Annotated in this window: 4 protein-coding genes and 2 pseudogenes; 4 read left to right on the top strand and 2 right to left on the bottom strand. The window is 59.3% G+C overall.

Features of this window, described 5'->3' with window-relative positions:
- A partial coding sequence (locus tag NW820_RS00050; protein ID WP_414406333.1) for a hypothetical protein occupies positions 1-287 on the bottom strand: 287 nt, incomplete at its 3' end.
- An 84-nt stretch (positions 288-371) separates the two neighbouring features.
- Between NW820_RS00050 and NW820_RS00045 the strand changes: the two genes are divergently transcribed.
- From NW820_RS00045 to NW820_RS00030, 4 genes and pseudogenes are all read left to right on the top strand, one after another.
- Positions 372-797, top strand: a complete 426-nt coding sequence (locus NW820_RS00045) for a hypothetical protein (protein ID WP_414406332.1) — start codon at positions 372-374, stop codon at positions 795-797.
- A gap of 41 nt (positions 798-838) precedes the next feature.
- Entirely contained in the window at positions 839-1,663 is an 825-nt protein-coding gene (locus NW820_RS00040) for a pseudouridine synthase (protein ID WP_011431867.1), read from the top strand.
- 65 nt (positions 1,664-1,728) lie between these two features.
- Positions 1,729-1,941: pseudogene (locus NW820_RS00035) on the top strand (helix-turn-helix domain-containing protein); the annotation flags it as partial.
- Positions 1,942-2,073: 132 nt separating this feature from the next.
- Positions 2,074-2,601, top strand: coding sequence for a DUF4115 domain-containing protein (locus tag NW820_RS00030; protein WP_414406348.1), 528 nt, complete (start codon positions 2,074-2,076; stop codon positions 2,599-2,601).
- Positions 2,602-2,617: 16 nt separating this feature from the next.
- On the opposite strand, the pseudogene NW820_RS00025 reads toward NW820_RS00030, so the two are convergent.
- Positions 2,618-2,839 (bottom strand): annotated as a pseudogene (locus NW820_RS00025) (N-(5'-phosphoribosyl)anthranilate isomerase); the annotation flags it as partial.

Raw genomic sequence — 2,839 nt, 5'->3', positions numbered from 1 at the left:
GGCCTTTGCTTTGCAGCAATGCGGACAACATGAAAGAAAGATTTTTTACCGTTCGTGTCGCGTAAGCGGGCCCTGAAGTTTTTGGATTTGTTAGGCTTAAGGGAGCTATACAGCCCTTCCCCCGATCGTCTATCCGTACAGGACTCCATGTCTGCGGCACACTTGCGCAAACCAGAGCGCTCTGCTCCAAAGGGCAGCGGCGTTGTTGTGGTCAACCTGCGAAAGGGCTGTAAGGTTGCTGTCCATGCCTTTCCTGCCTTTTCATGGATGTTCAAAGCCCACTGCAACCGGATCCCTCTCTAGGGGGTGCTACTCCACTCCAAGCTCTGCAGGCCCTAAACCAGAGTGTTACCGAAGCTTTGGTTTCCTGCTTGAAAGGGCAACCCCAACAGGCCACTCAGCACCTTTTGCTGGCTCTGCCGCAGCTCATGGCGGCTCTGGGGGCCTTGAGGCAAAAATCTTCCCTTCGCGTAAGCGGGCCGGAGGCCTTGGCCGAGCCTGCAGGTTGCCCTTCAGAAGCCAAGCCCAAGCGCATCATGCACATCGAAGGCAATCGCGTGGAAGTGTGGGTGGATAACCAAATTCGCAGCAGTTGGAGCATTTGGTCGGTGGGAGATCTCAAGGAAGTCTGTCGGCTGGCAGAAGAGTTCGACTGTGGCCTCAGCTATTCTCTAGGAGGAAACTCAGAGTCTCAGTCGGAGATGCTGCTGTTGCCCTCCAATTCTGCTGATTTGTCCGACCGGCTCTCCAACCCCGTTCACGTAAGCGGGCCGGAGGCCCCAGGCTCTGCCGCCTAGCACCCCCAGCTTCGGTTGCTGCTTTTGCTGTTCAAATCCCCATGGCAGAACCCCAACGGCTACAGAAGCTCTTGGCTCAGCAGGGATTGGCCTCGCGTCGCCAGGTGGAAGCCTGGATCCTGGCCGGGCGCGTTCGGGTCAATGGGAAGGTGGTCACTGAGCTGGGCTCCAAAGCCGACCCAGAGCGGGATTGCATCGAGGTGAATGGGCAAGTGATCCCTTTGGCCAAGGATCCGGCGCGCTATGTTTTGCTCCTGCACAAGCCAGTGGGGGTTTTGTCAACCTGTGCAGATCCTTGGGGACGCAAGACGGTGCTGGATCTGCTCCCCCCATCTTGGAAACGGCAAACCCGCCTCTACCCGGTGGGCCGGCTGGATGCGGACAGCAGTGGCGCTTTGCTGCTCACCAATGATGGCGACTTGACCTTGAAGCTGACCCATCCGCGCTATCATCTGCCCAAAACCTACCGGGTACAGGTACAAGGGCATCCGAGTCAGGCCACTCTGCAACATTGGCGAGACGGAGTAGACTTAGAGGGGTACACCACTCTGCCGGCGGAGGTGGAGTTTTGTCCTGCCCCGGATTTCCGGCAAAGGGAGCATCCCAATTGCTCCTGGCTGAGGGTGGTGTTGTTTGAGGGACGCAACCGGCAAATTCGGCGGGTGGCGGAGCGTCTTGGGCATCCGGTGCTCAGCTTACATCGGGAGGCCATTGGCCCACTGGGCTTGGGCAACCTGAAAGCAGGCCAGTTCCGCCAGTTGGATCCCCATGAGCTCCAAGCTTTGCTGGCCCCTCTCACCGGGCACAGCAGCTCATCCTCGCTCGGGAAGCGCCCTCTAAGGCCTCCGGCCCGCTCACGCGATTAGCTCGTCAGAGCCTCTAACTGAGTGCAAACTCTCACAGTAGCCTCCTTTCTTCCGCAGGTGGCCAAATGATGCAAGAGCCAGCACACTCTTTAGAAGCCCTGGGATCCCTGTTGCGGCAAACACGGGAGGCACGGGGACTGACGTTGACAGAAGTAGCTAACGATACCTTCATTCGCTGCCAATATCTGCAGGCGCTGGAGGAAGCTGACTTGAGCCGGTTACCGGAGCCGGTGTATGTGCAAGGGTTTCTCAAGCGCTATGCCGACTATTTGGGGTTGGATGGCGAAACCCTCTCTCGGCGTGCCTCTCCGCTTTTATCGGCCAAAACCCCCCGCGCGCCAGCTCCTCTTGCTGTTGTCGGCCAGCAACCTGCCTTTGCCCTGCGCCCTCTCCACCTTTGGGCCGCTTATGTGGTGCTGATTGTGCTGACGGTGGGGGGATTGTCGGCTCTTTTGGAAGGCACAGGCAATCCCTTTGGGCGTTGGCTGGTGAGCCTGTCAACGGTCAGTCGGGAGGGATCCGGCCAGCAACCGCCTGCTGCCAACTCCCCGGATCCCACTCTGTCGGCAGCTCAGCCCACGGCCCGCCAACTGTTTCCCACCCTCGACCAATGGACGCGCATTCAGGGCGTCTTCCCCGAGGTCTTGGAAGCTCACTCAGGGGGGGCGGGGCGCAAGCCGGTGCGTCTGGATATTCGCGTTGTGGAGCGCCCTTCCTGGTTGCGGGTCATCGCCGATGGGCAAACGGTTTTTGAGGCCACCTTACAGCCAGGGGCCGAGTTGAATTGGGAAGCGGAGCAGTCAATCGTGTTGCGTACCGGCAATGCGGGCGGTGTGTTGGTGACCTTTAACGACCGGGAGCTTGGAGTGATGGGCCGATTTGGGGAAGTGAAAGAGCTGATGTTCGAGCCGGGGTTGGATATTCAGTCGCTGCAGTAGGAACCCAGCCAAATGATCATCCCGTTGCGCTTGGCGTTATCGGCGGCAGAGTAGGAGCAATCTCCCACCCTTGGGAGCCAAGCTGCTGCAGCAGGTGCCGGACTTTGTCGATGTCTTTATCGCCTGGCCGACGTTCCACACCACTGGAGAGGTCGATGCCGCTTGGCTGCAGGTGGCTGAGCGCCTGCAGAACATTGTCCGGGTTCAGCCCACCAGCCAGTAGCCAAGGCAAGGGCAG

This window comes from Synechococcus sp. R55.7 (assembly GCF_047461955.1).
Lineage (GTDB): Bacteria > Cyanobacteriota > Cyanobacteriia > Thermostichales > Thermostichaceae > Thermostichus.
The sequence above is the reverse complement of the archived record's forward strand: the minus strand, read 5'-3'. Positions and strand labels throughout refer to the sequence as shown.